Origin of the sequence: Methylosinus sp. Ce-a6 (assembly GCF_009811655.1) — a bacterium.
Classification (GTDB): Bacteria; Pseudomonadota; Alphaproteobacteria; order Rhizobiales; family Beijerinckiaceae; genus Methylosinus.
On record NZ_BGJX01000085.1, the window covers coordinates 1 to 1,232 of the forward strand.

Sequence of the window (1,232 nt, forward strand, 5' to 3'; positions counted from 1 at the left end):
AGAGGCTCTTGAGCTTGATGCGGGCATCGGCGGTGGTGAACTGCCAGTCCGCCTTGGCCTGATGCGTGTTGCGGTCGGCGACCCAGGCGGCGACTTCGGCGCGCAGGTTCGTGATGTCGCCGATGCGGCGCGCGAGACATTGCGAGGACAGAACGCTGAGTTCGCTCTCGGCCATGTCGAGCCAGCTCCCGTGCTTGGGCGTGTAATGCCACTCGAAGCGCTCGGTCAGCCGTCGGGCCTTCTCGGGCGCGAAAGCCTGATAGAGCGAGGCGGATTTGTGCGTGTTCAGATTGTCCTGCACGAGCACGATCTTCGTCGCCTGCGGAAACATCACCTCCGCGACATGCTCGAGCGCATGGGCGTAGTCGATCGCCGTATGGCGCTCACTCACGATGGCTTCCCGCTTTCCTTCGAGCGGCGCGAAAATCATGAAGATGCTGGCGGTTCCGTTGCGTTCATATTCGTAGTCGACGCGCTGCGGCTGTCCGGGCCGCATCGGCATGGGCGCGCGTGTCTCCGTGATCAGCTGCTTGGTCGCCTCGTCGAGACAGACCACGGGACGCAACGGATCATGCGGACGCCGATAGACTTCGAGCACGTCCTCCATCGCGGCGACGAAGGCCGCGTCCGCCTGGGGAGGAATGACCCACTGCTCCTTGCGATGGGGCTGGAGAATGTTTTTTTAAAACGCGACCGATCGTGCTGTCGCTCGCCGCATCGACGATGGCGAGCTCGACGACCTTCCTTTCCAGCAGCCGCAAAGTCCAGCGCGCATAGCCATCCGGCGGAGCCGAGCACGACAACGCGATCAGCTTGGCTTCCTTCTCGCCGTCGAATATGCGCGGCACGGAGGGACGCGTGTGCTGCTTGCGCGTCAAGACCGCGTCGAAGCCTTCCTCCACCAACTGCTTGCGGACCCGAAAGACCATCGACACGCTTGTCTCCAGCTGCTCGATGATCTCGCCGTCGCTCATGCCTTCGCCGGCCTCGGACACGTCCGCCTTCAACAAGATCCGCGCCTTCACCAGCGTCTTGGCCGAGTGCTTGCCCTTACGCAACATGCCTTCGAGCTGCGCCCGCTCATCGCCGCTCAGCCGCACGACATATTTCTTCCCGCCGATCTCGTCCTGCGCCATCCTCGCGTCCCCCGGCCGAATCAATGGCATAAGCGAATCAGAAACGTCCAGCTGCGGAAAGACAGCCCATTCAAATTCGTTGAAGCGAGGCACTAG

Annotated in this window: 1 protein-coding gene; it reads right to left on the bottom strand. The window is 62.6% G+C overall.

The window, feature by feature from the left end:
- Nucleotides 1-1,136, bottom strand: a protein-coding gene (locus Mspo_RS19410; protein ID WP_159732935.1) for an IS630 family transposase whose coding sequence is annotated in 2 segments (ribosomal slippage) — nt 1-674 and nt 673-1,136 — 1,138 coding nt annotated over the 2 segments. Because the reading frame shifts where the segments join, the coding sequence is not laid out codon by codon here. This gene is flagged as partial in the annotation.
- Nucleotides 1,137-1,232: the final 96 nt, after the last annotated feature.